This is a genomic window from Streptomyces sp. NPDC093085 (assembly GCF_040683935.1).
GTDB lineage: Bacteria > Actinomycetota > Actinomycetes > Streptomycetales > Streptomycetaceae > Streptomyces.
This window is the reverse complement of sequence record NZ_JBFBFB010000001.1, coordinates 1-26,294: the sequence shown is the minus strand read 5'-3', so window position 1 is coordinate 26,294 and position 26,294 is coordinate 1. Positions and strand designations below refer to the sequence as shown.

Sequence of the window (26,294 nt, the reverse complement as noted above, 5' to 3'; positions counted from 1 at the left end):
GGCTCCGAGGAGGCGTTCGCGCAGGTCCGGGCGATTGTCAGTGGGCGGGTGCACGATGGGGGGCATGGCACGTACCGCGCTCGACTCCTTCTCCCCCGCGACCCGCGGCTGGTTCACGGGGGCCTTCCCCGCGCCCACCGCCGCGCAGGAGGGGGCCTGGCGCGCGCTCCGGGAGGGGTCGGACGTGCTGGTGGTGGCGCCGACCGGGTCCGGAAAGACCCTGGCCGCGTTCCTCGCCGCGCTCGACCAGCTCGCCTCGGCCCCGCCGCCCGCCGAGGCGAAGAAGCGCTGCCGGGTGCTGTACGTGTCGCCGCTGAAGGCGCTCGCGGTCGACGTCGAGCGCAATCTGCGCAGCCCGCTCACGGGGATCCGGCAGGAGTCCGTACGGCGCGGGCTGCCCGAGCCCCAGGTACGGGTCGGGATCCGCTCGGGCGACACCGCGCCGGCCGACCGCAGGTCGATGGCGACCAGGCCGCCGGACATCCTGATCACCACCCCCGAGTCGCTCTTCCTGATGCTCACGTCCTCCGCCAGGGACGCGCTCGCGGGCGTCGAGACGGTGATCCTGGACGAGGTGCACGCGGTGGCGGGGACGAAACGCGGGGCGCATCTCGCGCTCTCCCTGGAGCGCCTGGACGAGCTGCTGCCGCGCCCCGCCCGCCGGATCGGCCTCTCCGCGACCGTGCGTCCGGTGGAGGAGGTGGCCCGCTATCTGTCGCCGCGACGCCGGGTGGAGATCGTCCAGCCGCCCTCGGGCAAGGAGTTCGACCTCTCCGTCGTCGTCCCGGTCGAGGACCTGGGCGAGCTGGGCGGCTCCCCCGCCTCGGAGGCGGCGGACGGCGCGGAGAAGCCGTCCATCTGGCCGCATGTGGAGGAGCGGATCGCCGACCTCGTCCAGGCGCACCGCTCCACGATCGTCTTCGCCAACTCCCGCCGGCTGGCCGAGCGGCTCTGCAACCGGCTCAACGAGATCGCGTACGAACGCGCCACGGGGCACACGATGCCCGAGGAGCACTCCCCCGCCGAGGTGATGGCCCAGGCGGGCGCGGCCAAGGGCGCCCCCGCCCTGCTGGCCCGCGCGCACCACGGATCGGTCTCCAAGGAGCAGCGCGCCCAGGTCGAGGAGGACCTGAAGGCGGGCCGGCTGCCCGCCGTCGTCGCCACCTCCAGCCTGGAGCTGGGTATCGACATGGGCGCCGTGGACCTGGTCGTCCAGGTCGAGTCGCCGCCCTCGGTCGCCTCCGGGCTCCAGCGGGTGGGCCGGGCCGGACACCAGGTCGGCGCGGTCTCCACCGGCGTCGTCTTCCCGAAGTACCGGGGCGACCTGGTGCAGGCCGCCGTGGTCACCGAGCGGATGCGCGCCGGGTCCATCGAGGCGCTGCGCGTACCCGCCAACCCGCTGGACGTGCTGGCCCAGCAGCTCGTCGCCATGGTCGCGCTCGACACCCGGCAGGCGGACGATCTCCTCGCCCTGGTCCGCAGGGCCGCCCCGTTCGCCGCGCTGCCCGACTCGGCGTTCCACGCGGTGCTGGACATGCTCGCGGGGCGGTACCCGTCGGACGCCTTCGCGGAGCTGCGCCCCCGGGTGGTGTGGGACCGCGTCGCCGGTACGGTGACGGGCCGCCCCGGCGCCCAGCGCCTCGCGGTCACCTCCGGGGGCACCATCCCCGACCGGGGCCTGTTCGGGGTCTTCCTGGCCGGGGCCGACCCCAAGAAGGGCGGCGGCCGGGTCGGCGAGCTGGACGAGGAGATGGTGTACGAGTCCCGGGTGGGCGATGTCTTCACCCTGGGGACGACGTCCTGGCGTATCGAGGACATCACCCGGGACCGCGTCCTGGTCACCCCGGCGCCCGGTGTCCCGGGGCGGCTGCCGTTCTGGAAGGGCGACCAGCTCGGCCGCCCGCTGGAGCTGGGGCGCGCGGTGGGCGCCTTCCTCCGTGAGGTCGGCGCGCTCCCCGAGGACGACGCCCGGCTGCGCCTGATGACGGCGGGGCTGGACGACTGGGCGGCCGGCAATCTGCTGGCGTACCTGGACGAGCAGCGCCGCGCCTGCGGACATGTCCCCGACGACCGGACGATCCTGGTCGAGCGGTTCCGCGACGAGCTGGGCGACTGGCGGGTGGTGATCCACTCCCCGTTCGGCGCCCAGGTGCACGCCCCGTGGGGGCTGGCGCTGGGCGCCCGGCTCACCGAGCGGTACGGGATGGACGCGCAGGTCATGCATGCCGACGACGGCATCGTGCTGCGGCTGCCCGACGCCGATCTGCTCGGCCTGGACCTCCTGGACGGGGACGGCGGGCACGGCGGGGACGGCGGCGGCCCCGACCCGTCGTCCACCGCCTTCGACAGCGAACAGGCCCCGCTGGGCGCCGCCGATGCCGTCTTCGACCCGGGCGAGATCAGCGGTCTCGTCACCGAACAGGTCGGCGGCTCCGCCCTCTTCGCCGCCCGCTTCCGGGAGTGCGCGGCGCGGGCGCTGCTGCTGCCGCGCCGCAGCCCCGGCAAGCGCACCCCCCTGTGGCAGCAGCGCCAGCGCGCCGCCCAGCTCCTCCAGGTGGCGAGCGAGTTCGGCTCGTTCCCCATCGTCCTGGAGGCGGTGCGGGAGTGTCTCCAGGATGTCTTCGACGTCCCCGGGCTCACCGAACTCATGGGCGACCTCGCCTCGCGCCGGGTCCGGCTGGTGGAGGTCACCACCCCCGAGCCCTCGCCCTTCGCCCGCTCACTGCTCTTCGGCTATGTGGCGCAGTTCCTGTACGAGGGCGACTCGCCCCTCGCCGAGCGGCGGGCCGCCGCCCTGTCGCTGGACTCCCGGCTCCTGGCCGAGCTGCTCGGCCGGGCCGAGCTGCGGGAGCTGCTCGACCCGGAGGTCCTCACGGAGCTGGAGCGGGAGCTCCAGTGGCTGACGGAGGACCGGCGCGTCAAGGACGCCGAGGGCGTCGCCGACCTGCTGCGGGTCCTCGGCCCGTGCACCGACGCCGAGCTGGCCGAGCGGGGCGCCGAGGAGTCCTGGGCACGGGAGCTGGCGGCGGCGCGCCGCGCCATCCGGGTCCGGATCGCCGGGGCGGACCACTGGGCGGCGATCGAGGACGCCGGCCGGCTGCGGGACGCCCTGGGCACCGCGCTGCCGGTGGGGGTCCCCGAGGCGTTCACCGAACCGGTCAAGGACCCGCTGGGCGACCTGCTCGCCCGCCATGCCCGTACGCACGGCCCGTTCACCTCGTCCGCCGCCGCCGAGCGCTTCGGCCTCGGCACCGCCGTCACGGACGGCGCGCTCCAGCGGCTCGCGGCGGGCGGCCGGGTCGTCCAGGGCGAGTTCCATCCCTCGGGCATCGGCCAGGAGTGGTGCGACGCCACGGTGCTGCGCAGGCTGCGCCGCCGCTCGCTGGCCGCGCTCCGCCAGGAGCTGGAGCCGGTCGCGCCCGCCGCGCTCGCCACCTTCCTCCCCCAGTGGCAGCATCTGGGCGGCGAGGGGCTGCGCGGCATCGACGGACTCGCCCGCGCCGTAGAGCAGTTGCAGGGCGCCCCGGTCCCGGCGTCCGCGCTGGAGAAGCTGGTCCTGCCGTCCCGCGTCGCCGGGTACACCCCGGCGCTGCTGGACGAACTGACCACCACGGGCGAGGTCCTGTGGGCCGGCGCGGGCGCCCTGCCCGGCAAGGACGGCTGGGTCTCCCTCTATCCCGCCGACACCGCCCCGCTGCTCCTCCCCGCCCCGCTCCCGCTGGAGCGGACCGCGCTGCACGACGCGGTGCTGGCCGCGCTCTCCGGGGGGTACGGGCTGTTCTTCCGGCAGATCGCCGACCAGATCCGCGCCACCACCCACCCCGACGCCACCGATCCGCAACTGGCCGACGCCCTGTGGGAGCTGGCCTGGTCGGGGCGGCTCACCAACGACACCCTGGCGCCGCTGCGCTCACTGCTCGGCTCGGGCCGTACGGCGGGCTCCACCGCCCACCGCGCGCGCCGCCCGGTGCCCCGGGGCCGGTACGGCACCCTGACCGGCGCGGCGCGCCCCGCCTCCCGGAGCGGCCCGCCCACCGTGAGCGGACGGTGGTCGCTGCTCCCCGATCCCGTCCCCGAGCCCACGCCCCGCGCGCACGCCCTGGCCCGTACGCTCCTGGACCGGCATGGCGTGGTGACCCGGGGCACCGTCGCTGCCGAGGGGGTGCCGGGCGGCTTCTCGGCCACGTACCGGGTGCTGTCGGCCTTCGAGGAGAGCGGTCAGGCCCGCCGGGGCTATGTGGTCGAGGGGCTGGGCGCCGCCCAGTTCGCGACGGACGGGGCGGTGGACCGGCTGCGGGCCGCGGCGACGGCGCGGGAGCGCGCGGACGGGCAGCCGACGCCCCGGGCCGTGGTGCTCGCCGCTGCCGACCCCGCCAACGCGTACGGGGCCGCGCTGCCCTGGCCGGAGCCGCCGGACGGGGCGGGCCACAAGCCGGGGCGCAAGGCCGGCTCCCTGGTCGTCCTGGTCGGCGGGGAGCTGATCCTCTATCTGGAACGGGGCGGGAAGACCCTGCTCTGCTGGGCGACGGACCCAGAGGCCCCGGCGCTGACGGCCGCCGCCGGGGCGCTGGCGGACGCGGCCCGCGCGGGCGCCCTCGGTACGGTCACCGTGGAGCGGGCCAACGGCATACCGGCGCTGGCCTCCCCGCTGGGCCGGACGCTGGAGGCGGCGGGTTTCCACGCCACCCCCCGGGGCCTGCGCCTGCGCGCCTGACCGGGGCGAGCGCCGGCCGGACGGCGGCCCCTCCCCCGCCCGCTCCCCGGCGCACGCGCGCATCATGGGGACATGCCCGAAGGAGACACCGTCCTCCAGACCGCCCGGCGTCTGCACACCGCGCTCGCCGGGCACCCGCTGACCCGTTGCGACCTGCGGGTCCCCCGGTACGCGACGGCCGATCTCACCGGCAGGACGGTCCTCGACGTCACCCCGCGCGGCAAGCACCTGCTCACCCGGGTCGAGGGCGGGCTCACCCTCCACTCCCATCTGCGGATGGACGGCGCCTGGCAGATCTACGCCCCGGGCGAGCGGTGGCGCGGCGGCCCCGCGCACCAGATCCGGGCGATCCTCGGCACCGCCGGGCGGACCGCCGTCGGCTACCGGCTGCCCGTCCTGGAACTGCTCCGCACCCGCGACGAGGCCCGCGTCGTCGGTCATCTGGGCCCCGATCTCCTCGGCCCGGACTGGGACCCCGACGAAGCGCTGCGCCGGCTGCTCGCCGACCCCGCGAGGCCCCTCGGTGAGGCCCTGCTCGACCAGCGCAACCTCGCCGGGATCGGCAATATCTTCGCCTCCGAGACCTGTTTCCGCGCCGGGGCCACCCCCTGGCTCCCGATCGGCGAACTCCCCGCGCCCGAGCGCCTGGTGACGGCGGCCAAGAACCTCCTGGAAGCACACCGCGAGCGCCCCGGCCACCGCCGGACGCTCGCCGTGTACGGGCGCGCCGACCGCCCCTGCCTCCGCTGCCGCACCCCGATCCGTACGGCCCTCCACGACGGCCGCCCCGCCTACTGGTGCCCCCGCTGCCAGTCCGGCCCCACCCCCTAGGGGCTCACTCCCCGGGGGCTATCCCGGCCCGGGTCCCCGCCCCGGAGAGCTCGGCGCCCACCCCGTTCGCCAGCAGGGCGAACGCGTGCCCGGCATCGCGTACGGCGCCGGGGTAGCGCTCGTCGGCCGGCTCCCCGCCCGCCATCCGCGCGGCGTTGTCGGCCGCCAGCGTCCACCGCACAGCGACGATCTGCACCGCGGCGATCCGCGCCGTGAGCTCCGTGATCTCCGCCGTCTCCCGCAGCGCCCGGGCGAGGGCGCGCTCCGCCCCGGCCCTGAAGCGGTCCATGCGGGCCACCAGTGTGGGCGCCTCGTCGATCAGCCGGGTGAGCCGGAGCACCTGCGGATGGTCGTTGAGCCCGGTGATCGGGTCCCGCTCGCGCAGCCCCGTGAGGAAGTGGTCCCGCACCGCGGCGAGCGGGGCGGTGCCCCGAGGGCGGTCCCGTACGACACGGGCGAGCTCGGTCTCATGGTCGGCGAGCCGGTGCACCACGAGCTCTTCCTTGGTGGGGAAGTACGCGAACAGCGTGCGCTTGGACACCTCGGCGGCCTCCGCCACCTGGGCCACCGAGACCTGCGCGAAGCCGTGTTCGAGGAAGAGCGTGATCGCCGCGTCGGAGATCGCCGCGCGGGTCCGCAGTTTCTTCCGCTCGCGTAGTCCTGGCCTGCCGTCCACGGCCGCCACCGTACCAAAACACTGCCCCGAGGAAATTTCTGCACTGAGTATACTTTAACTCCGAGTGCAGACCCGAAGCCGGACCCGACACCGGACCCGAGGTCGGACCGAGCGGATACACGAAGGAGTGAGCGAGTGAACGCTGCGACGGAAACCGAGGTCGTCATCGTGGGCGCGGGCCCGACCGGGCTGATGCTGGCGTACGAACTGGCCCTGGCCGGGGTCGGGACCCTGGTGCTGGAGAAGCTGTCCCACCGGGTCGAGCAGGTGAAGGGCGGCGGGATCCAGCCCCGTACCGCCGAACTCCTGGAGCTGCGGGGGCTGCTGGAGCCCCTGCTGGACCGGCTCACCCCGCACGGCCCGGCCGGCGCTCCGGCAGGTGGCCCGGCCGGCGACCCGGCGGGCGGGCACTTCGCGTTCCTGCCGGTACCCCTGGACTGCACCCCCTGGGCGACCAGGCACCCGTACCCCATCGGGATCCCCCAGTGGGAGGTCGAGGCGGTCCTGGAGGAGCGGGCGAGCGCCCTCGGCGCGCGGCTGCTGCGCGGCACCCCGGTGACCGGAGTCGCCCAGGACGACGGCGGCGTGACCGTGACGGCGGGCCCCCTGCGGATCCGGGCGCGGTACGTGGTGGCGTGCGACGGCGGCCACAGTACGGTGCGCAAAGTGCTCGGGGTGGCGTTCCCCGGCCGGCCGGGGACCCACCGGGCGATCCTGGCCGACATCCGGCTCTCCGCAGCCTCCTCGCTGGTGCCGGAGCGCAGGGGGCACATGAGCACCATGACCCGCCGTCAGGGCGGCGACTGGGGCATGCTGATCCCGCTCGGCGGCGACCGCTACCGGTTCACCTTCGGGCGCGTGGACGCGGCGGACGGCGCCGGGGAGGAGCCCCGGGACACCCCCGTCACCCCCGAGGAGATCGGCGCCGCGCTCCGGTCGGTGTACGGCGCGGAGACCACTCTGGGCGCGGTGGAGAACGCCTCGCGGTTCTCCGACGCCACGCGCCAGGTGGAGCGCTACCGCACCGGCCGCGTCCTCTTCGCCGGGGACGCCGCGCACATCCACCCGCCGCTGGGCGGCCAGGGCCTCAACCTCGGCATCCAGGACGCGCTCAACCTGGGGTGGAAGCTCGCCGCCACGCTGCGGGACCGGGCGCCGAAGGGCCTCCTGGACAGCTACCACGCCGAACGGCACCCTGTCGCGGCCCAGGTGCTCCACCATACCTCGGCCCAGCGCGTGCTGGCCCACCAGAACCCGGGCGAGGACGTGGCCGCCCTGCGCGACATCGTCACCGACCTGCTGCGGTTGCCCGACGCCAACCGCCATGTCGCCGGTCTGATGTCCGGCCTCTCGCTCCGTTACGACCTCCCCGGCGGCCACCGGCTCACCGGGGCACGCGTGCCGGACGCCGAGTTGACGACGGAGGCGGGGCCCCGCCGGCTCTCCGCGCTGTTCCGCGCGGGGCACGCCGTCCTGCTCGACCTCGCCGGGGCCGTCCCGGACGGTCTCCCGCTCCCGGCGGGGATCGGCCTCACCCGCGCCGGCCGAACGGACGGCCTGGACGCCGCCGCCCTGCTGCTCCGCCCCGACGGCTACGTCTGCTGGGCCACGGACGACCCCGCCGACCTGGCCGACCCGGCCCGCACGCTGCTCCCCGCGATCGCCGCCCACCTCACCCTCCCGGAGGCGCGCTGAACCCCGGCCCCCGCCCCCGTACCGCCGCCGCATGCACCGGCAGCAGGCTCAGCCCCCAGCCGCCCGCCGCCACCGCGCCCTCCACCACCCCGGCCTGCCCGGGCACCAGCAGCAGCCGCAGCACGGCCCACCACCACAAGCCGCCGAGCGACGCACCGAGCACCCCGGCGAAGAGGAGAACGGCCACCCGCGCCGGCGGGGAGCCGCGGAGAAGCCCGTGCACCCGGCCGGATATGCAAAGCTCGCCCCGTATCCCCGCCATGGCTGCCTCCTCCGGCCGACCCTAGACGGCGCCTCACCCGGCCGGGAGAGCGTGTCGGGCGCACGCACCGGGCGCACTACCACCGCCCGGGGCGCGCGCCCCGCGTCACACGCTCTCGGCCTGGAACATCCAGGAGTGCTTCTCCAGATCGGCGGCCACCTGGATCAGCACGTCCTGGGTCACCGGGTCAGGGCGGTCCGTCGCAGCGACGCGCTCCCGCATCCGCGCGACCACCGCGCCCAGCGCGTCCACCAGGGTCCGCACGGCGTCCGTGTCCTTGATCCAGCCGTTGGGGACCGGGCCGATCGCACTGGTCCCCGCCACCGTCGCGGCCCGCCCGTCGGGGGTCACCCCGATCGCCGAGGCCCGCTCCGCGACCGTGTCCGAGTGCTGCCGCGCCGTGGTCACCACCTCGTCGAGCTGGAGATGCACGGAGCGGAAGCGCGGCCCGACGATGTTCCAGTGCACCTGCTTGGCGACGAGCGAGAGATCCACCAGGTCCACGAGCGCGCCCTGCAACGCCTCACCGACCAGCTTCAGGTCCTCCTCGGACAGGGAACTCTTCACCACAGACATGCGGGCCCTCCAGCGATTCCGTCCGGTCGTATTCCCCATCCACCATGACACATAAGGAACAAAACGGTCATACGGAATGAAGGGGTGACGCCGGACATGCGAGAGCCCCGGCCGGTATCACTCCCGGCCGGGGCTCCGCTCACAGCCTCGAACCCGCACCTTCGGGCGGCCCCTCAGGCGGCGACGACGTCCGCCACCTCCGTGGGCGCCTTGATCGTCACCCGCTCCGTCGGCACTCCGGCCACCGACGTCACGGAGACGGAATTGAGCATGGGCCGTACTGGCGCGGGTACCGGCTCGGCCGCCGCGGACGCGGCAAGCTCCGCCAGCGACAACTCGTCGCTGACCTCACGCATCAGCTCGGACATCCGTACGTCCAACGCGTCGCAGATCGCGGAGAGCAGCTCGGAGGAAGCCTCCTTCTGCCCCCGCTCCACCTCGGAGAGATAGCCGAGCGAGACTCGGGCGGACGAGGAGACTTCGCGCAGAGTACGGCCCTGGCGCTGGCGCTGCCGACGCAGCACGTCACCCAGCAGGCGACGGAGCAGAATCATCGGTGGCTCCCTCCTCGGACCGCGTAGCCGCATCCTTCACGCCCCACCGTACCGCCTTGTGCGGCGGCCGTGCGGGGAGCGATGTCGTGTTCACTCAGGGCTGCAAACATCAAATCCCCCCGTTCTCTTCCGTATCCTGTGTCCGCGCGTTCCCGGAGAGTTCGCCGAGGAGCAGTCCCAGTACGCTCCGCACACTCTCTTTACGGATGTCCGCCCGGTCGCCGTTCAACCGCAGCGCGGCCACTTTCCCCACGCCTTCCGGTCCCGCGACCGCCACGTAGACGGTGCCGACCGGCCGGCCGTCCTGCGGCTCGGGGCCCGCCACCCCGGTGGTCGCCACGCCCCAGTCGGCGCCCAGGACCCGCCGTACCCCCGCCGCCATCTGCCGGGCGACCTCGGAATCCACCGCTCCCCGCTCGGCGAGCAGCGCCCCGTCCACGCCCAGGACGTCCCGCTTGAGATCCGTCGCGTACGCCGTCACGGCCCCGCGGAAGGCCCGGGAGGCCCCGGGGACCCCGGTCAGCTCCGCGGCGACCAGACCGCCGGTCAGGGACTCCGCGACGGCGAGCGTGGCGCCCCGTACCACCAGCGTCTCCACCACCCGTGCCGCCGCACTCACCGGGGCACTCACCTGCCGGACTCCGCCTCTGCGCGCTCCTCGGCCAGCCCCTGGCGGCGCAGCACGATCGCCTGCCGTACGTAGTCGAGCCCGGTGCCCACGGTCAGGACGACCGCCAGGGCCATCACCCAGAACCGCAGCGTGGCTAGCGGCCCGGTCAGCGCGAGGACGTACATCCCCACGGCGACGCCCTGCGCCAGCGTCTTCATCTTGCCGCCGCGGCTGGCCGGGATCACCCCGTGCCGGATCACCCAGAACCGCATCAGCGTGATCCCCAGCTCGCGGAAGAGGATGACGCCCGTCACCCACCAGGGCAGATCGCCGAGCGCGGAGAGGCAGATCAGCGCGGATCCCATGATCGCCTTGTCCGCGATCGGGTCGGCGATCTTGCCGAAGTCGGTGACCAGGTTGTACGTACGGGCCAGATGGCCGTCGAAGATATCCGTGATCATCGCGACGGCGAACGCGGCCCATGCCCAGGCGCGCCAGACCGGGTCGTACCCGCCGTCCTGGAGCAGCAGATAGACGAAGCAGGGCACCAGCACCAGCCGCACCATGGTGAGGATGTTGGCGATGTTCCACAGGCTGGCCTGGTTGACGACCACCGACGCCAGCTTGGCGCCGGGCGCCGGCTTCGCGGCCCCGCGCGCCGGCTTCGCGCCGGAACCGCCCGCCGCGGACGCCGGGACTCCGGTCATCTGGCCGCCTCCTCACCCGGGGTGCTGGCGTCGCCCCCCGGAAGTTCGTAGCACTCGGCGACCAGGTCCACGCCCTCGGTCCCGACCACCTTCGCCTCGACCATACGACCGGGACGGAGCCCCTCGCGCGAGGTGAAGATCACCTGGCCGTCGGTCTCCGGCGCCTGGTGCGCCGCGCGGCCCACGGCCGGCTCGTCGTCCACCCCGTACCCCGCCCCGTCGCCGGTGCCGGCCGACTCGACGAGGACCGTCAGGCTCTCGCCGATGCGCTCCTCGGCCCGCTGGGCGGTCAGCTCCTCGGCGAGCCGGGAGAGGTGGTCGAGGCGCTCGGCGACCACGTCGTCGGGGAGCTTGTTCTCGTACGTGGCGGCCTCGGTGCCGTCCTCGTCGGAGTAGCCGAAGACGCCGATGGCGTCGAGCCGCGCACCGGTGAGGAAACGCTCCAGCTCGGCGAAGTCCGCCTCGCTCTCGCCGGGGAAGCCGACGATGAAGTTGGAGCGCACCCCGGCCTGCGGCGCCTTGCCCCGGATCGTCTCCAGCAGCTCCAGGAAGCGGTCGGTGTCCCCGAAGCGCCGCATGGCGCGCAGCACGCCGGGCGCGGAGTGCTGGAAGGAGAGGTCGAAGTACGGGGCGACCTTGGGCGTCGAGGTGAGGACGTCGATCAGCCCCGGCCGCATCTCGGCGGGCTGGAGATAGCTGACCCGGATCCGCTCGATGCCGTCGACGGCCGCCAGCTCGGGCAGCAGGGTCTCCAGCAGCCGGATGTCGCCGAGGTCCTTGCCGTAGGAGGTGTTGTTCTCGGAGACGAGCATGACCTCCTTGACGCCCTGCTCGGCCAGCCAGCGCGTCTCGCCGAGGACATCGGAGGGGCGGCGCGAGATGAAGGAGCCGCGGAACGACGGGATGGCGCAGAAGGAGCAGCGGCGGTCGCAGCCGGAGGCGAGCTTCACGGAGGCGACGGGGCTGGAGTCGAGGCGTCTGCGCAGCGGCGCCCGGGGCCCGGAGGCCGGTGCGACGCCCTCGGGCAGGTCTTCGGGGGCCGGCGCCGGCTCCTCGGCGCCCTGGGCGTGGCCGGGGAGCGCGACGGCGGCGCCCTGGCGCTCGACGGGGCTGAGCGGCAGCAGCTTGCGGCGGTCGCGGGGGGTGTGGGAGGCGTGGATGCCGCCGCCCAGGATGGTCCGGAGGCGGTCCGAGATGTCGGCGTAGTCGTCGAAGCCGAGGACCCCGTCCGCCTCGGGCAGCGCCTCGGCGAGCTCCTTGCCGTACCGCTCGGCCATGCAGCCGACGGCGACGACGGCCTGGGTTCTGCCCTGATCCTTCAGATCGTTGGCTTCCAGCAGGGCGTCGACGGAGTCCTTCTTCGCGGCTTCGACGAATCCACAGGTGTTGACGACGGCGACATCCGCCCCTGAGGCGTCCTGGACGAGCTCCCAGCCATCCGCTGCCAAGCGGCCTGCGAGCTCCTCCGAGTCCACCTCGTTACGGGCGCAGCCAAGAGTGACAAGGGCGACGGTACGGCGTTCGGGCATGGGCTCAAGACTACTTTGTCCCGGCCCTGCCCCTGCCGTGCAGGGTTGATCAGCCGACCTCGGGGTCGCCCTGCGTGTACGAGAGCCGCTCGACCTGACCCGGTTCGAACTCGTCCGCGACCTTCTTGCCGTTGACGAACAGCTCGATCGCCCCGGCGTTGCCGAGGATCAGGTCGATCTGCTCGTCGTCCTGGAAGGTCTTGGAGTCGCCCTGCGTGAGGATGCCGTCGAAGAGCAGTTTGCCGTTGTGCGCCTTGGCGGAGATCCAGCTCTTGCCCTGGGTCGCCGAGAGCTTCACCGTCACCTTGTCCTGGGGGGCGGCGGCGATGGCGCTCTCGGAGGCCTCGGCCTCGGGCTTGGTCTCCTTGGTCTTGCCGGGGGTGGGCTTGGTGTCGCCGGCGGGCGTGGGCCCCTCGGCGACCTCATTGGTCTTCGCGGTCTTGTCGGCACCGTTGAACGCCGTGAAGCCGACGAAGCCGACCACCGCGACGATGGCGGCGACCATGGCGGCGGTCCAGTTGGGGCGGCGGCGCTCGGGCCGGATCCGCTCCGCCTCGAACATCGGCGCCGTGATGCTCGCCGCGGGGCGCCCGCCGCGCTCGGCGTCGAAGCGCTCCATGAGGGGCGCGGGGTCGAGACCGACCTCGCGGGCGAGCATACGGATGTGGCCGCGGGCGTAGACGTCGCCGCCGCAGCGGGAGAAGTCGTCGTCCTCGATGGCGTGCACGATGGGGACCCGTACGCGGGTGGCGGCGCTCAGTTCCTCGACCGTGCGGTGTGCGTCGATCCGGGCCTGCTGGAGCGTCCGGCCGATCGAAGGCCGTTGTTCCTCGGCGGAGTTGCCCTCGGGGGTCTGCTCCTCGGGGGCCTCGGAATCGGGGACGCTGTCCTGCGGGACCTTGTCCTGGGGGGCCTGGGGGTTCTTGCCGTCGGAAGAGTTGCCGATGGACACGGGGGCGCCTTTCGAGCGTGTAGCCACCTGCCGGACACTCAGTCTAGGGGTGGTACGAAAGGGTGGGGCAACCGGGCGGATGCACTTTGCACGCCGTCGGACGGGGCCGGACGGCGTATGAGAGGAACATCATGCCTGTCCCTTCTCCAACTTGACGTCTGCCAAAGGGAAACGGTTGCCTAACGCCTTCCCGGAAATCTGATTGAAATCCTGGCGCGTCCGAGTGAGTTCCGGCGCGTCCGGCCGAGCCGGCGGTCCCCCGGCTCGGCGCTCCTGGCCCGTTACGGCACGGATTCCCGGTCCGTCACGGCGCGGATTCCCGGTCCGTCACCGCCCGGATTCCCCGGCCGTCACGGCGCGGACTCGCCCCGGATGACGGCGAGGACCCCGTCCACCTCGTCCGCCTTGACCAGGACGTCGCGCGCCTTGGAGCCCTCGCTCGGCCCGACGATGTTCCGGGACTCCATGAGGTCCATCAGCCGCCCGGCCTTGGCGAAGCCGACGCGCAGCTTGCGCTGGAGCATGGAGGTGGAGCCGAACTGGGTGGAGACGACCAGTTCGACCGCCTGGCAGAGCAGGTCGAAGTCGTCGCCGATCTCCTCGTCGATCTCCTTCTTCTGCTGCGCCCCCGCGACGACGTCGTCCCGGAAGACGGGCGTCATCTGGTCCTTGCAGTGCTGGACGACGGCCTCGATCTCCTCCTCGGTGACGAAGGCGCCCTGCATACGGGTCGGCTTGTTGGCCCCCATGGGGAGGAAGAGCCCGTCGCCCTTGCCGATCAGCTTCTCGGCGCCCGGCTGGTCGAGGATGACCCGGCTGTCGGCGAGGGAGGAGGTGGCGAAGGCGAGCCGGGAGGGCACGTTCGCCTTGATCAGCCCGGTGACGACATCGACCGAGGGGCGCTGGGTGGCGAGGACGAGGTGGATGCCGGCGGCGCGGGCGAGCTGGGTGATCCGGACGATGGCGTCCTCGACGTCGCGCGGCGCGACCATCATCAGGTCGGCCAGCTCGTCCACGATGACCAGCAGATAGGGGTACGGGGAGAGGTCGCGCTCGCTGCCCTCGGGCAGCTTGACCTTGCCGGCGCGGACGGCCTTGTTGAAGTCGTCGATGTGCCGGAACCCGAAGGCGGCGAGGTCGTCGTAGCGCAGGTCCATCTCGCGGACGACCCACTGGAGCGCCTCGGCGGCCCGCTTGGGGTTGGTGATGATGGGGGTGATCAGGTGCGGGATGCCCTCGTACGCGGTGAGCTCGACCCGCTTGGGGTCGACGAGGACCATCCGGACGTCCTCCGGGGTCGCCCGCACCATCACGGAGGTGATCAGGCAGTTGATGCAGGAGGACTTGCCGGAGCCGGTGGCGCCGGCGACGAGCAGGTGCGGCATCTTCGCGAGGTTGGCCATCTCGTAGCCGCCCTCGACGTCCTTGCCGAGCGCGACGAGCATCGGATGGTCGTCCTCGGCTGCCGCGGCGAGGCGCAGGACGTCGCCGAGGTTGACCATCTCGCGGTCGGTGTTCGGGATCTCGATGCCGACGGCGGACTTGCCGGGGATCGGCGAGATGATGCGCACGTCGGGGCTGGCCACGGCGTACGCGATGTTCTTGGTGAGCGCGGTGATCCGCTCGACCTTGACCGCGGGGCCGAGCTCCACCTCGTACCGGGTGACCGTCGGGCCCCGGGTGAAGCCGGTGACGGCGGCGTCGACCTTGAACTCCTGGAAGACGTTGGTGAGCGAGGCGACGACGGCGTCGTTGGCGGCGCTGCGCGCCTTGCCGGGGCCACCGCGCGCCAGCAGGTCCAGGGAGGGCAGCGCGTAGGTGATGTCGCCGCGGAGCTGGAGCTGCTCGGCGCGGGGCGGCAGCGGGCGGGCCGGCTCGGGGGCGGGCTTGGTGAGGTCGGCGACGGCGGGGACTCCGGGGGCGCCGGGGGTACGGCGCCCGGCCTCGCGCGCCGAGGGCAGCGCCACGGGGCTCTCCCCGGCTGCGTCGCGCGCTCCGGGGCGGGGGCCGGTCCGCTGTTCCTCCGTACGTTCCCCGGGGCGCCGCGTGCGCTCCACGGAGACGCCCTGGGTGAGGTCCGCGACGATCGGGGAGGGCGGCATCCCGTTGAGCACGGCCCCGTCCAGCGCGGCGGCCGCGGCGGCGGCCACGTCCACGGCGTCCATCGGGCGCTCCCCGTCCCCGGCGGCGTGGGCCGCGGGGCGGCGCGGCTTGCGGCGTTTGGAGAGCGCCTCCACCTCGGCCTGGTCCGGGTCGTACGGGCCTGCCGGGCCCCGGCGTCCCGAGGGGCGCCGTCCGGCGGCGGGCAGCGCCTGGCGCCACTGTTCGTCGTACCGTTCGTCGTCGTCGCGGTACCCGTCGTACGCCTCGCCGTAGGGCTCCGCCTCGTGGGGCGGTTCGATGACACCCAGTTTGACGCCGAGCAGCCGCAAGCGCCGTGGAATGGCGTTGACGGGGGTGGCGGTCACGACGAGCAGTCCGAAGACGGTGAGGAGCAGGAGCAGCGGTACGGCGAGGGCGGCGCCGGTGATGAAGATCAGCGGGGTGGCGGAGGCCCAGCCGATGAGGCCGCCAGCGTCGCGCATGACCTGGGCGCTGTCGCCGCGCCCCGGGGCGCCGCAGGCGATGTGGACGAGGCCGAGCACCCCGATGACGAGGGCGGAGAGCCCGATGACGATACGGCCGTTGGCCTCGGGCTTCTCGGGGTGGAGGATCAGCCGGACGGCGATGGCGGCGAGGAGTATCGGTACGAGGAGGTCGAGCCGGCCGAAGGCGCCGGTGATCAGCATCTCGACGAGGTCGCCGACGGGGCCGTGGAGATTGGACCAGGTGCCGGCCGCGACGACGAGCGCCAGGCCGAGCAGGAGCAGAGCGACGCCGTCCTTGCGGTGGGCGGGGTCGAGGCCCTTCGCGCCGCGTCCTATGCCGCGCAGCATCGCGCCGATGCCGTGGGCCGTGCCGAGCCAGAGGGAGCGGACGATCCGGAAGACGCCGCCGGTGGGGTTGGGGGCGGGCTTGGGCGCCGCCTTCTTGGCTGGCGCGCGCTTGGCCGCTGTCTTCTTCGCGGGGGCGGTCTTCTTCGCCGCCGCCTTCTTGGCGGGCGCCGCTTTCGCGGCGCCGGTCGTACGGCCGGCCCGCGGCTTTGCGGTGCCCGCCGTGCCCTGGGAACCATTGCCGGACGCACGTGAGGCCATGGTGGTGAGGTTACCGGTGTGCACGGCCGGGGACACGTGTGCCCACCGCTTCACCCGTTCGTGTCGCCCGTAACTCCGCGGAACCCGTAACTCCACAGGAATACGGGGCGCCATCGGGGGCGGCGGTGTTCTTCTCCCCGTCCGCCGTGGTCAGTTCGGGGACGGGACCGTGGCCGATCCGTTCCCCGTGCCGGGCTCCAGGGCGTCGAGTGCCCGCCGCAGTCCGGTGAGTTTGCGCTCCAGGTGTGCGGCGGTCGCCACGGCCGAGGCGTCGGCGGCGTCGTCGTCGAGCTGTTTGGAGAGCGCTTCGGCCTGCTCCTCGACCGCCGCGAGCCGGGCGGAGAGTTCGGCCAGCAGCCCGGCGGGCTCCCGTGCCCCGCCGGCCCCGGCGAGCTGGAGTCTGAGCAGTTCCGCCTGTTCCTTGAGCTGGCAGTTCTTCATGTACAGCTCGACGAAGACGGAGACCTTGGCGCGCAGCACCCAGGGGTCGAACGGCTTCGAGATGTAGTCCACCGCGCCCGCCGCGTAGCCGCGGAAGGTGTGGTGCGGGCCATGGTTGATGGCCGTGAGAAAGATGATCGGGATGTCGCGGGTCCGCTCGCGCCGTTTGATGTGGGCGGCGGTCTCGAACCCGTCCATTCCCGGCATCTGGACATCCAGCAGAATGACCGCGAAATCATCCGTCAGCAGCGCTTTGAGCGCTTCCTCCCCTGACGATGCCCGCACCAGCGTCTGATCGAGCGCGGAGAGAATGGCCTCCAACGCCAGCAGATTCTCCGGCCGGTCATCGACCAGGAGGATCTTGGCCTTCTGCACCATGGCCGCCCGCCCTCCTCGCCCCGGCGTGGGGCGCCCCCTGCTCACGGACCCGGGAGGTGCACCGGGTGCCGTCCCAGGGGACGACTCCCTTACGCCGTCCGTCCTTGTGCCGGTCATGGTAGCCGCACCCCGCCCGTCGCCACACCCTGTCACCGTGATGTCACTGCCCTCGAAGCGGAAACGCGGCGGAAGACCAGAAGGTTCCCCGGAAAACAGCGGCTCACACGCCTCCGGGCCCACTTGGTCAGTGCAACGTGCGGATTCGCTCCGCCGCCGGTCACTCCTCGCTCATCCAACGCTCCATCACTGACAGCAAGTGATCGGGTTCGACCGGCTTGGTGACATAGTCCGAAGCTCCGGAGTCGATGGCCTTCTCCCGGTCGCCCTTCATGGCCTTCGCCGTCAGCGCGATGATGGGCAGCCCGGCGAACTGCGGCATGCGGCGGATCGCCGTCGTCGTCGCGTACCCGTCCATCTCCGGCATCATGATGTCCATCAGAACGACCGTCACATCGTCGTGCTGCTCCAGCACTTCGATGCCCTCGCGGCCGTTCTCCGCGTACAGCACCGAGAGGCCGTGCTGCTCCAGCACGCTCGTTAGGGCGAACACATTGCGGATGTCGTCGTCGACGATGAGCACCTTCTCGCCGGAGAACGAGAACGCGGGGCCCGCCACGGAGGCCTCCTGGCGGCTCGCTGACGGAGCCGGGGCGGCCGTACCCGCCCCCCAGTACTCCTGCCGCCCCGGGGAGCCGCCGGGCGCCCCGGCCCCCGCCGTCGCCTCTCCGGCCGCCCCCGAGGGCCCCTGGGCGCCTCCGGTGGCCTCCCCGGGGTACGCGGAACCCCCCTCCGGCGCGGCGGTGTTCGTACGACGCCGCCGGAACGGCGCCGCGGGGTCCGGCAGCTCGGGCGCCGGCGCGTCCGACAGGGCGGCCCAGGGCGTCTCCGCCGTGCCGTCGTCGGCCGCCGGGAGCTGCGGCATGCCCGTCGGCGGGAGCTGTGCGTACCCCTGGGGCGGCAGTTCGCTCGGGTGGAGCGGCAGGTAGAGCGTGAAGGTCGAGCCCCGGCCCGGTTCGCTCGCCGCGTGGATCTCACCGCCCAGCAGCCGCGCGATCTCCCGGCTGATGGAGAGCCCGAGCCCGGTGCCGCCGTACTTCCGGCTCGTCGTCCCGTCCGCCTGCTTGAACGCCTCGAAGATCACCCGCATCTTGCTCGCCGCGATGCCGATCCCGGTGTCGGTCACCGAGAAGGCGATCAGGTCGCCGTCCGCCTCGCGCAGCGACCCCGCCTCCAGCAGCTGTTCCCTGATGGCGTTCGGCACATCGGAGCCGGCCGGCCGGATCACCAGCTCCACCGCGCCGCTGTCGGTGAACTTCACCGCGTTCGACAGCAGGTTCCGCAGCACCTGGAGGAGGCGCTGCTCGTCGGTGTGGAGCGTCGCGGGCAGCTCCGGGGAGACCCGTACGGAGAAGTCGAGCCCCTTCTCGGCGGTGAGCGGCCGGAACGTGGCCTCCACATAGTCCACGAGCTGCACCAGGGCGATCCGGGTCGGGCTGACGTCCATCTTGCCCGCCTCGACCTTCGACAGGTCCAGGATGTCGTTGATCAGCTGGAGCAGGTCGGAGCCCGCCCCGTGGATCGTCTCCGCGAACTCCACCTGCTTGGGAGAGAGGTTCGACTCGGCGTTGTCCGCGAGGAGTTTGGCGAGGATCAGCAGCGAGTTGAGCGGGGTGCGCAGCTCGTGCGACATGTTCGCCAGGAACTCCGACTTGTAGCGCATGGAGACGGCGAGCTGCTCGGCCCGCTCCTCCAGCACCTGCCGGGCCTCCTCGATCTCGGTGTTCTTCACCTCGATGTCGCGGTTCTGCTGCGCGAGGAGCTCGGCCTTCTCCTCCAGCTCAGCGTTGGACGCCTGGAGGGCCTTCTGCCGGTTCTCCAGCTCCGCCGAGCGCTCCCTGAGCTGCTCGGTCAGCTCCTGGGACTGCTTCAGCAGTACTTCCGTCTTCGAGTTGACGCTGATGGTGTTGACGCTGGTCGCGATCATCTCGGCGATCTGGTTGAGGAAGTCGCGCTGGATCTGGGTGAACGGCTGGAACGAGGCCAGCTCGATCACCCCGAGGACCTTCCCCTCGAAGAGCACCGGCAACACGATCACATGCGCCGGAGCCGCCTCGCCGAGCCCCGACGAGATCTTCAGATACCCCGGCGGCACACTGACCTGGATGGTCCGCTTCTCCTCGGCCGCCGTCCCGATCAGGGTCTCGCCGGGGCGGAACGCGGTGGGCATGGACCCCGCCGAGTAACCGTAACTGCCGCGCAGACAGAGTTCGTACGAACCGTCGCGGCCCACATCGGTGCCGAGCTGCGGCACCGTACCGGTCTGCATCGCCAGGAAGAACGCGCCGTGCTGCGCGGAGACCACCGGGGTCAGCTCGCTCATGATCAGCGACGCCACGTCGTCAAGGTCGCGGCGGCCCTGCATCAGCCCGGAGATCCGGGCGAGGTTGCCCTTGAGCCAGTCCTGTTCCTCGTTGGCGAGGGTGGTGTCCCGCAGGTTGGCGATCATCGTGTTGATGTTGTCCTGGAGGTCCTGGATCTCGCCCGCCGCGTCCACGTCGATCTTGAGGTTGAGGTCGCCCCGGGTCACCGCAGTGGCGACGGCGGCGATGGCCCGCACCTGACGGGTCAGGTTCCCGGCCATCTCGTTCACCGACTCGGTCAGATCGCGCCAGGTGCCGTCGACGTCCCGGACCCGCGCCTGACCGCCGAGCTGGCCGTCCGTGCCCACCTCACGGGCGACCCGGGTCACCTGCTCGGCGAACGAGGAGAGCTGGTCCACCATGGTGTTGATGGTGTTCTTCAGCTCCAGGATCTCGCCCCGCGCGTCGATGTCGATCTTCTTCGTCAGATCGCCCTTCGCGATGGCGGTGGTGACCGCGGCGATCTGCCGCACCTGCCCCGTCAGGTTGGACGCCATGGAGTTCACCGACTCCGTGAGGTCCTTCCACGTACCGGAGACGCCGGGCACCCGCGCCTGACCGCCCAGCGCCCCTTCGGTGCCCACCTCGCGCGCCACCCGGGTGACCTCGTCCGCGAAGGACGACAGCGTCGTCACCATGGTGTTGACGGTGTCGGCCAGCTCGGCGACCTCGCCGCGCGCCTCCACCGTCACCTTCTTGGTGAGATCGCCGTTGGCGACCGCCGAGGAGACCCGCGAGATGTTCCGCACCTGGCTGGTCAGGTTGTTCGCCATCGTGTTGACGTTGTCGCTGAGGTCCTTCCAGATCCCGGTGACGCCCCGGACCCGGGCCTGCCCGCCGAGGATGCCCTCCGTCCCCACCTCGCGGGCGACGCGCGTCACCTCGTCGGCGAAGTTGGAGAGCTGGTCGACCATCGTGTTGACCGTCGTCACCAGATCGAGGATCTCGCCGCGCGCGTCGACGGTGATCTTCTTGGACAGATCGCCCTTGGCGACCGCCGTGGTCACTTCCGCGATATTGCGCACCTGGGAAGTGAGGTTGTTCGCCATGGAGTTGACGGACTGGGTGAGGTCCTTCCAGGTACCGGAGACCCCCTGGACCTCTGCCTGCCCGCCCAGGATGCCCTCGGTGCCCACCTCACGGGCGACCCGCGTCACCTGCTCGGCGAAGTTGGAGAGCTGGTCCACCATGGTGTTCAGGGTGTTCTTCAGCTCCAGGATCTCGCCCCGGGCGTCCACATCGATCTTCTGCGACAGGTCACCACGCGCCACCGCCGTCGCGACGCCCGCGATCTGACGCACCTGGGCCGTCAGATTGCCCGCCATGCCGTTGACGGAGTCCGTGAGGTCCCGCCACACCCCGGCCACCCCGGGCACCTGTGCCTGACCACCCAGCCTGCCGTCCGTGCCCACCTCGCGCGCGACCCGGGTCACCTGGTCGGCGAAGGCGGAGAGCTGGTCGACCATCGTGTTGATCGTGTTCTTCAGCTCCAGGATCTCGCCCCGGGCGTCCACATCGATCTTCTGCGACAGATCGCCGCGCGCCACCGCCGTGGTCACCTGGGCGATCTGGCGCACCTGGTCGGTGAGATTGCCGGCCATGGAGTTGACGGAGTCGGTCAGCTCCTTCCACGTACCGCTGACGCCGTCCACCCGCGCCTGGCCGCCGAGCCGCCCCTCCGTGCCCACGTCGCGGGCCATCACCGTGACCTGGTCGGCGAACGAGGAGAGCTGCGCCACCATCGTGTTGACGGTGTTCTTCAACTCCAGCATCTCGCCCGCGACATCCACGGTGACCTTCTGGGTGAGATCACCATTGGCGACCGCCGTCGTCACCTGCGCGATGTCCCTCACCTGACCGGTGAGGTTATGGAACGCCGTGTTGACGGAGTCCGTCAGGTCCTTCCACGTGCCCGCCGCGCCCGGCACCTCGGCCTGGCCACCGAGCCGCCCCTCGACACCCACCTCGCGGGCGACCCGCGTCACCTCCGAGCCGAATGACTTGAGCTGCCCCACCATCGTGTTGACGGTGTTCTTCAACTCCAGCATCTCGCCCGCGACATCCACGGTGACCTTCTGCGACAGGTCACCATTGGCGACCGCCGTCGTCACCTGCGCGATGTCGCGCACCTGGGTGGTCAGATTGCGGAAGACCGTGTTGACCGAGTCCGTCAGGTCCTTCCACGTACCCGCCGCGCCCGGCACCTGTGCCTGGCCGCCCAGCAGCCCCTCGGCACCGACCTCGCTCGCCACCCGGGTCACTTCGTCAGCGAAGGTACGGAGCGTCTCGGTCATCTGGTTGATCGTCGTGGCGAGCTGCGCGACCTCGCCGCGCGCGCTCACCGTCACCTGCTGCGACAGATCGCCGTTGGCGACGGCCGTGGTCACCTCGGCGATGCCGCGCACCTGGCTGGTCAGATTCCCGGCCATGGTGTTCACCGAATCGGTGAGGTCCTTCCACACCCCCGCCACACCGGGCACGGTCGCCTGCCCGCCCAGCTCGCCCTCCGTACCGACTTCCCGGGCCACCCGGGTCACCTCGGAGGAGAACGAGGAGAGCTGGTCCACCATCGTGTTGACGGTCGCCTTGAGCTGGAGCATCTCGCCGGCCACGTGCACCGTCACCTTGCGGGACAGATCGCCCTTGGCGACCGCGGTGGTGACCAGCGCGATGTCGCGCACCTGGGCGGTCAGCCGGAACGCCATGGTGTTGACGGAGTCCGTCAGGTCCTTCCAGGAACCCGACATGCCGCGCACCTTGGCCTGGCCCCCGAGCTTGCCCTCGGTACCGACCTCCAGCGCCACCCGCGTCACCTCGTCGGTGAACGCGGACAACTGGTCGACCAGGTTGTTGACGGTACGGGCCACCTTCAGGAACTCACCGCGCAGCGGGCGCTCCGGCCCCTCCACGGAGTTCGAGCGCAGGTCCATCCGCTGCTCCAGGTCGCCCTCCGCGACCGCGGAGAGCACCCTGCCGACCTCGGAGACCGGCCGGGCCAGATCGTCCACCAGCGCGTTCGACGCGTCGATGGCAGCCGCCCAGGAGCCCTCGCAGGCGCCGTTCTCCAGCCGCTCCGTGAGCTTCCCCTCACGCCCGACCACGCGCCGTACCCGGGCCAGCTCACCGGTGAGATGAAGGTTGCGGTCGGCGACCTCGTTGAAGACGGCGGCGATCTCCGCCATCGTGTCGTCCCCGGCGACCGTCAGGCGTTTGCGGAAGTTGCCGTCCCGCATCGACACCAGTGCCGTCAGCAGTCTGCTCAGCTCCGCCGCGTCCACCTCGATGGTCCCGTTGCCGCGGGTCCGTCCGCCTTTCGCGCGCGTGCCCGTGCCACGCGCCGCCGTGCCAGACTCCACCGTGTCCCTCCCGCAGGGGTTGACCGTACTGCCCGAGCTGTCCGAAGAAAGCCTGCCCAGTGTGTCACTGCGGCTCACTGTCTCCGTCAACCCTTGAGGCGTGACGGCGCGAGCGTCAAATCGTTGAAGGGTACAAGGAGGGGCGCCCCCCGCCGTACAGCCGCCCCGGCCCCCGGCCCCGCGCCCACGGCGCGCACCCCGCGCCGGTCCCCCAACACCGCGACGGAGTCGGGACTCCGCGACACGCGGCGGCCGACGACCGTCTAGCCTGGCAGGCGAATCGAAGCGACAAGAAACGGGCACAGGACTCTGGGGAGAGACGAAACACCAATGGGGAGTGCTGTGATCACCGCGCGTGCGGCTGCCACCTTCGATCCGGTAGGGCGGTCCGTCGCGACCGCCCGGGCCTTTGTCCGCGACACGCTCCAGGGGTGGGGCTACTCGGATGTCGTCGACGACGCGGTCGTTCTCACCAGCGAGCTGGTCACCAACGCCGTCGTCCACGCGGGCACCTCCGCCGACGTCCTCTGTCTCCGTACGGAACAGGGCGTACGCGTCGAGGTCGCCGACCGCTATCCGGAGCGCGAGGTCCCCATCCAGGGCAGCGCGCGCTCCTTCGCCGGCCCGGACCAGGAGAACGGCAGAGGACTGCTCCTGTGCGCCGCTCTGGCGTCACGCTGGGGAGTCGAGTACTCCCCCACCTACAAACAGGTGTGGTTCCAGCTCGAACTGCCGCAACGCCCCGTGGGCACCCGCTCCGCGGGCCCCGTCCTCCCCACCGAGCTGCTCCCCGTGGCGGACGAGCGGGTACGGGTCGCCGTCGTCCAGATCGACCGTACGGGCGCCATCGCCGGCTGGAACGAGGACGCCGAGCACCTCTTCGGGTACCCGGACGAACAGGTCGTCGGCAAACCCCTGACGGACATCGCCGCCTGGCCGCACACCCCGGGCATCGGCACCGGCATCGTGGAGGCGCTCCAGCTCTCCCGCTGGGAGGGCAGTTACGGCATCCGCGCCGCCGACGGCCGGGTCGTCCCCGTCTACGCCTCGCATCTGCGGATCCGCGACACCCGGGGCGAACCGTCCACCGTCTGTCTGCTCGTACGCGACGACGAGCGCGCCGTGATCCAGACGCCGCTGCGCGCCCCGGCCTCCGACGCGTCCACCGAGAGCCGCATCGTGGACCCCTTCGAGGTCTTCATCGGCTCCCCCGCCCCGGACGACCTCGACGGGCTCCTCCAGCGCACCGTGGAGCGCGCCCGCGACATGCTCGACGGCGACTCGGCCTTCCTGCTGCTCGCCACGGACGACGAGACGGAACTGGAGGTACGGGCCTCCACCGGCCTCCCGTCGGCCCGCCAGCGCTTCGCCCGGGTCCCGGTGGAGGCGGGCACGGGGCGCTTCGGCTCGGCCCGTATGCCGGCCGTCCACGAGGACCTCACCGCCGTCCCCGGCGCCGTACCGCTGCTCAACGGCACCGGGATGCGCTCCGTGGTCACCGTCCCGCTGAAGGTCGAGGGCCGGCTCACCGGCTCCCTGGGGGTCGCCGCGGAGAACGCTGGGCGCTACACCAACGAGGAGGCGCTGCGCCTCCAGTTCGCCGCGGACCGGATCGCGCTGGCCGTCGAGTCGGCCCGGCTGGGCGAGTTGGAACGGCTGCGCCGCGGCTCGCTCTCCTTCCTCGTCGAGGCGTCGGACCTGCTGGCCGGCACCCTGGACCGGGACCAGACACTCGCGCTGATGGCCCAGATGACGGTGCCCACCCTGGCCACCTGGTGCGCCGTCTACACCATCGCCGACCAGGCCTCGGAACCGTACCTCTCGTATGTGCTGCACGAGGACGAGGACCGTATCGACGGACTCAAGGCCCTCCTCTCCACGATCGCCCCACCGGACCCGGTGCCCACTCCGGGCGCCCGCGTCTGGAACGCGCCGGGGGAGGCCGCGCACCAGGCGGCGCTGCGCACGTCCAGGCAGGACATGGGCAGACAGAGCACCGCGCCGCTCTCCCGGGGGATCGGCACGACGCTGGCGACGGCGGCGGCCGTGGGCGGCGAGACCGTGGTGCTGCCTCTGGTGGCGCGTAACCGCGTCATCGGCATGCTGACGCTGGGCAAGCCCTCCGACGACCACTTCCGCCAGGAGATCCTGGAGCTGGCCGAGGACCTGTCCCGCCGCGCCGCCCTGGCCCTCGACAACGCCCGCCTCTACTCGGAGCGCACGGCCATCAGCCAGGCCCTCCAGCGCAGCCTGCTGCCCCCGGGGCTCCCCCAGGTACCCGGCGTCGAGGTGGACGTCATCTACCGCGCGGCGGGCGAGGGCAACGAGGTCGGCGGCGACTTCTACGACCTGTTCCCCATCCGGGACGGCGCCTACGGCTTCGCCATCGGCGACGTCTGCGGTACGGGCCCGGAAGCCGCGGCCGTGACCGGCCTGGCCCGCCACGCCCTGCGCCTGCTGGCCCGCGAGGGCTTCAGCGGCCCCGCGGTCCTGGAACGGCTGAACGCCGCGATCCTCGACGAGGGCGCCCGCAGCCGCTTCCTGACCCTGCTGTACGGCGAGTTGTGGCCGCAGGAGGACGGCAGCGCCCTCCTGAAGGTGGTCTGCGCGGGGCACCCTCTGCCGCTGCGCCTGCGCCAGGACGGCACGGTCAAACCGGCGGCGGAACCGCAGCCGCTCCTGGGCGTCATGGAGGACCTGGAACTGTACGAGCAGACGGTCACCCTGGCCCCGGGCGACGTCCTGCTCTGTGTCACCGACGGCGTCACGGAACGCAGGGAGGGCACCCGCATGCTGGGCGACGACGGCCTCGCCGACGTCCTGAAAACCTCTACGGGCCTCACGGCCGGCGCGGTCGCCGCCCGCGTCCTGCGCGCGGTGGAACGCTTCGCTGCGGAACCGGCCTCGGACGACATGGCCATCCTGGCGATGCGCGTCCCGGAGCCGCACGCGGACTGAAAACGGACCGCGAGGCGAACGGAACACAAACAAGAACCGAACGAGAAAGGCCCCCGCCGAGTGGCGGGGGCCTTTTCTTTGTGAGCCCCAATACGGAATCGAACCGTAGACCTTCTCCTTACCATGGAGACGCTCTACCGACTGAGCTATTGGGGCGAGCAACGAGTAAAAGCATACCCCATGATCAGAGGTGCGCAAGACCATCCGACACGGGATCCACGCCGGCCCCGCCGCCAGGGGGCCGGAACGCAAGAATGCCCCGCACGTAAACGGTGCGGGGCATTCTCACAATGATTGTTCGGCGGCGTCCTACTCTCCCACAGGGTCCCCCCTGCAGTACCATCGGCGCTGTAAGGCTTAGCTTCCGGGTTCGGAATGTAA

The 26,294-nt window shown here is 72.2% G+C and carries 15 protein-coding genes, 1 tRNA gene and 1 rRNA gene; 4 read left to right on the top strand and 13 right to left on the bottom strand.

Annotated elements, in window-relative coordinates; genetic code table 11:
* Nucleotides 1-64: 64 nt before the first annotated feature.
* Nucleotides 65-4,714, top strand: a complete 4,650-nt coding sequence (locus AB0O07_RS00085; RefSeq protein WP_365624353.1) for a DEAD/DEAH box helicase — start codon at nucleotides 65-67, stop codon at nucleotides 4,712-4,714.
* 72 nt (nucleotides 4,715-4,786) lie between these two features.
* A complete protein-coding gene (locus tag AB0O07_RS00080) occupies nucleotides 4,787-5,545 on the top strand; it encodes a DNA-formamidopyrimidine glycosylase family protein (RefSeq protein WP_365624350.1) in 759 nt (252 codons plus the stop codon).
* A 4-nt stretch (nucleotides 5,546-5,549) separates the two neighbouring features.
* On the opposite strand, the gene AB0O07_RS00075 is transcribed toward AB0O07_RS00080, so the two are convergent.
* Nucleotides 5,550-6,221 (bottom strand): helix-turn-helix domain-containing protein, encoded by a 672-nt coding sequence (locus AB0O07_RS00075; protein ID WP_365624347.1) that lies wholly within the window; start codon nucleotides 6,219-6,221, stop codon nucleotides 5,550-5,552.
* Nucleotides 6,222-6,356: 135 nt separating this feature from the next.
* Here AB0O07_RS00075 and AB0O07_RS00070 point away from each other — a divergent pair, with 135 nt between their 5' ends.
* On the top strand, nucleotides 6,357-7,916 hold the full coding sequence (locus AB0O07_RS00070; RefSeq protein WP_365624344.1) for an FAD-dependent monooxygenase: 1,560 nt from the start codon (nucleotides 6,357-6,359) through the stop codon (nucleotides 7,914-7,916).
* Here the strand turns inward: AB0O07_RS00070 and AB0O07_RS00065 are convergent.
* The 10 genes from AB0O07_RS00065 to AB0O07_RS00020 form a co-directional block, all read right to left on the bottom strand.
* Nucleotides 7,894-8,079, bottom strand: a complete 186-nt coding sequence (locus AB0O07_RS00065; RefSeq protein WP_365627804.1) for a hypothetical protein — start codon at nucleotides 8,077-8,079, stop codon at nucleotides 7,894-7,896. The genes AB0O07_RS00070 and AB0O07_RS00065 overlap by 23 nt on opposite strands.
* A gap of 204 nt (nucleotides 8,080-8,283) precedes the next feature.
* On the bottom strand, nucleotides 8,284-8,754 hold the full coding sequence (locus AB0O07_RS00060) for a DNA starvation/stationary phase protection protein (protein WP_365624341.1): 471 nt from the start codon (nucleotides 8,752-8,754) through the stop codon (nucleotides 8,284-8,286).
* 173 nt (nucleotides 8,755-8,927) lie between these two features.
* Complete coding sequence (locus AB0O07_RS00055; protein ID WP_365624338.1) at nucleotides 8,928-9,308, bottom strand: helix-turn-helix transcriptional regulator; 381 nt, start codon at nucleotides 9,306-9,308, stop codon at nucleotides 8,928-8,930.
* 109 nt (nucleotides 9,309-9,417) lie between these two features.
* A complete protein-coding gene (locus tag AB0O07_RS00050; protein WP_365624335.1) occupies nucleotides 9,418-9,927 on the bottom strand; it encodes a nicotinamide-nucleotide amidohydrolase family protein in 510 nt (169 codons plus the stop codon).
* 8 nt (nucleotides 9,928-9,935) lie between these two features.
* Nucleotides 9,936-10,625, bottom strand: a complete 690-nt coding sequence (gene pgsA, locus AB0O07_RS00045; protein WP_365624332.1) for a CDP-diacylglycerol--glycerol-3-phosphate 3-phosphatidyltransferase — start codon at nucleotides 10,623-10,625, stop codon at nucleotides 9,936-9,938.
* Complete coding sequence (gene rimO / locus AB0O07_RS00040) at nucleotides 10,622-12,154, bottom strand: 30S ribosomal protein S12 methylthiotransferase RimO (protein ID WP_365624328.1); 1,533 nt, start codon at nucleotides 12,152-12,154, stop codon at nucleotides 10,622-10,624. Before rimO ends, pgsA begins: the two co-directional genes overlap by 4 nt.
* Nucleotides 12,155-12,203: 49 nt before the next feature.
* Nucleotides 12,204-12,968, bottom strand: coding sequence for a helix-turn-helix domain-containing protein (locus AB0O07_RS00035; RefSeq protein ID WP_365627801.1), 765 nt, complete (start codon nucleotides 12,966-12,968; stop codon nucleotides 12,204-12,206).
* A gap of 488 nt (nucleotides 12,969-13,456) precedes the next feature.
* Nucleotides 13,457-16,300, bottom strand: a complete 2,844-nt coding sequence (locus tag AB0O07_RS00030; RefSeq protein WP_365624325.1) for a DNA translocase FtsK — start codon at nucleotides 16,298-16,300, stop codon at nucleotides 13,457-13,459.
* A gap of 150 nt (nucleotides 16,301-16,450) precedes the next feature.
* Nucleotides 16,451-17,119: a response regulator gene (locus AB0O07_RS00025; RefSeq protein WP_365624322.1), complete on the bottom strand. Its 669-nt coding sequence runs from the start codon at nucleotides 17,117-17,119 to the stop codon at nucleotides 16,451-16,453.
* A gap of 277 nt (nucleotides 17,120-17,396) precedes the next feature.
* A complete protein-coding gene (locus AB0O07_RS00020; protein ID WP_365624319.1) occupies nucleotides 17,397-22,955 on the bottom strand; it encodes a HAMP domain-containing protein in 5,559 nt (1,852 codons plus the stop codon).
* 330 nt (nucleotides 22,956-23,285) lie between these two features.
* Here AB0O07_RS00020 and AB0O07_RS00015 point away from each other — a divergent pair, with 330 nt between their 5' ends.
* Nucleotides 23,286-25,913, top strand: coding sequence for a SpoIIE family protein phosphatase (locus AB0O07_RS00015; protein WP_365624316.1), 2,628 nt, complete (start codon nucleotides 23,286-23,288; stop codon nucleotides 25,911-25,913).
* Nucleotides 25,914-25,996: 83 nt separating this feature from the next.
* On the opposite strand, the gene AB0O07_RS00010 is transcribed toward AB0O07_RS00015, so the two are convergent.
* A tRNA-Thr gene (locus tag AB0O07_RS00010) sits at nucleotides 25,997-26,069 on the bottom strand.
* A 140-nt stretch (nucleotides 26,070-26,209) separates the two neighbouring features.
* Nucleotides 26,210-26,294 (bottom strand): 5S ribosomal RNA (rrf, locus tag AB0O07_RS00005); the annotation flags it as partial.